This window comes from Halorubrum sp. SD690R, from assembly GCF_005435035.1.
GTDB lineage: Archaea > Halobacteriota > Halobacteria > Halobacteriales > Haloferacaceae > Halorubrum > Halorubrum ezzemoulense.
On the sequence record NZ_SGTV01000072.1, the window covers coordinates 1 to 3,071 of the forward strand.

Annotated in this window: 1 protein-coding gene and 1 pseudogene; both read right to left on the reverse strand. The window is 51.4% G+C overall.

Annotated features, from left to right (window positions below):
• Positions 1–323: 323 nt before the first annotated feature.
• Positions 324–2,489, reverse strand: coding sequence for a catalase/peroxidase HPI (gene katG, locus EXE41_RS18340; protein WP_137691761.1), 2,166 nt, complete (start codon positions 2,487–2,489; stop codon positions 324–326).
• Positions 2,490–2,948: 459 nt separating this feature from the next.
• Positions 2,949–3,071 (reverse strand): annotated as a pseudogene (locus EXE41_RS18345) (IS630 family transposase); the annotation flags it as partial.

The window sequence follows — 3,071 nt, forward strand, 5'->3', positions numbered from 1 at the left end:
CGTTCTCGCGGGATCTCTCCCGCTGTTTGCTCACGTAGCTCGTGAAGTTCTTCCAGAGTGATTCCGTCCAACCGACCCATTACTATAGAATACGACTATATTGGGAAATACTTTCGCACGACCGTATAAGTCGGTTCAAAAATCATATAGTGAGAGTGTCATAGAACAGTTATATGGATAACACGAGGGAGCATCTGCGCAGTTGAGTTCGAAGTATAGAGTCAGAAAATAAACCTACTCTTGATACAAATCGCTATACACAGGGCATGAAATGTTCTATGACACCCTCATATAGTGTATAAAAAGCGCCGAGAAGGTGGACGTTAATTCAGGTCAAAACGATCGTTCGTCATAACCTTCTGCCAAGCATCAGCAAAATCATTTATGAACTTCTCCTCTTCAGCAGCATAGGCCTCTGCGAGGGTACGAAGCCGTGAGTTCGACCCGAAGATAAGATCTACACGTGACCCCGTCCATTCGACTTCATCCGTTTCACGGTTTCTGAGTTCGTACACCTGTTTGTTATCTTCGCTGTCAGCTGCCTCCCACTCATAATCCATCGAAAGTACGGTTTCAAAGAAGTCGTTAGTCAGGGCCCCCACGTCATCTGTGAAGACGCCAAGCTCCGAATTCTGATGGTTGGCTCCCAGCGTGCGCATGCCGCCAACAAGGACCGTTGTCTCGGCCGGTGTCAGGTCCAGGAGATCTGCCTTGTCGACCAGCAGTTCTTCAGGTGAGCGGCTTAGTCCATCTCCATCGGTGAAGTAGTTGCGAAAGCCATCGGCATCCGGTTTCAGAGCTTGGAAAGATTCGATATCTGTCTGCTCCGCAAGCGCATCAGTCCGACCCGGTTCGAACGGTAGTTCAATCTCGTATCCGGCCTCGGCTGCCGCCTGCTCGATGGCCGCGGTCCCGCCGAGCACAATGATATCGGCAAGTGAGATGTGGACTCCGTCTGATCGAGAGTCATTAAACTCTCGTTGAATATCTTCAAGCGTGTCAAGTACTGTTTCCAGTTCTTTCGGTTCGTTAACATCCCAGCTTCGTTGTGGCTCGAGGCGAATTCTGGCTCCATTCGCACCGCCGCGCTTATCGCTATCCCGATACGTTGATGCTGAAGCCCAAGCGGTTTTGACAAGCTGAGTACGGGACAGATCGGAGTCAAGGATTTCCGTTTTGAGCTTGGCTACCTGTTCCTCATTGACGAGTTCGTAATCGGCGTCGGGGATGGGTCCCTGCCAGAGCATTTCCTGGTCAGGCACTTCTGGGCCAAGGAGCCGCTCCGGTGGCCCCATATCACGGTGGATAAGCTTGTACCATGCCTTTGCGAAACTGATTCCAAATTCCATCGGGTTCTCTTGGAAGCGTTCGAGAACCTCCCGATAGTCTGGGTCCCGCTTCAGTGCGACGTCCGTCGTCAGCATCATCGGAGTTGCACTCTCAATCTCGTCGTGTGCTGGCTCTGCAGAGCCATGTACCTCCGCGTCCTTGGGCCGCCATTGCCAAGCTCCGCCGGGTCCCTTGTGTGGCTCCCACTCGTGATCCAGCAAGAGATCAACATATTCCATATCCCAGCTAGTTGGGGACTGGGTCCACGGGCCTTCAATGCCGCTTGTGATCGTGTCGGCACCTTTGCCCTCACCATACTCGTTTTTCCAGCCGAGGCCCTGTTGTTCGATAGGCGCCGCTTCAGGTTCACCACCAAGATTTTCGTCAGAGTCAGCGCCATGTACCTTCCCAAACGTGTGTCCGCCGGCACAGAGGGCAACGGTTTCCTCGTCGTTCATCGCCATCCGATCAAAGGATTGTCGCACGTACTTCGCGGACTCGAGAGGGTCTGGTTTGCCACCAGGACCTTCTGGGTTCACGTAAATCAACCCCATGTGGTCTGCGGCGAGGTCGCCTTGGAGGTTCCCCTCCTCATCGTGGCGTTTGTCTTCCATCATCTCCTCTTCAGGCCCCCAGTTGACGCCTTTGTCTGGTGCGTATGCGTCCTCACGCCCCCCTCCAAAGCCGAACGTTTGGAATCCCATCGATTCCATGGCAACGTTTCCGGAGAGGACTAACAAGTCAGCCCAGGAGAGTTTTCGACCGTATTTCTCCTTGACTGGCCAGAGCAGTCGCCGGGCTTTATCTAGATTTGCGTTGTCTGGCCAACTTTCGACAGGTGCAAACCGCTGTGTGCCACCTGACGCACCACCGCGACCGTCACCAGTACGATACGTGCCCGCACTGTGCCAAGCCATCCTGATAATGAGCGGTCCGTAATGTCCGTAGTCGGCTGGCCACCACTCTTGGGAATCAGTTAATACGTCCTCAATATCTGCTTTCACTTGCTCGAAATCGAGAGACTCGAATGCTTCAGCGTAATCGAACTCGTCTTCGTACGGCCCAACATTGCTGGCATTCTGATCAAGTATTTCTACATCGAGTGATTCTGGCCACCAATCCTGTGTTGTACTTCCGCTGGCTGAATGTTCTCCAGACATATGGATTATCCAATTACATGTATGTAGGTGAAACCAATCAACTGTTGTTTATCATATGCCAATCCGACCTCCCACGAACGTTAGCAGTCTACCTCGCTGCTGTATCGCGATTTAACACAGCCTCTAAGCCAAACAGCGTTCACTCATTCGTCTTTAGTTAAGCTTGATAGTAATACAATTCCCAAAAGTATGCTTGTCAGTATTAGATGTAGGAGAAGCCACAGATGAGACACCAGTACCGGCGAGATCGAGCGATAAGCAACCATCACAAACGGCGTTTTCTTGCCGTATCTGGTGTGGCTGGGCCGTATTTGAGCGAAAACCACAGCTATCGAGTATTACTGAAGATATTAACTAAAGACGAATGAGTGTTCACTTAAGATGGACCAAAATCGAAACACAGCAAGTCATCAACAATGTGCTACGCAGGAGCGTAGTGACTATCTCAGCTACTCATACTCACGGACATAAATACGTAAACACATCTGGGATTTCGACCCGGTCGAGTGCAGAGAGAGCAGCCTCACGGAGATCGTCGAGTGTGTCAAACAGACGGTTCCCAAGTTCTTGATCAAGTTGTCT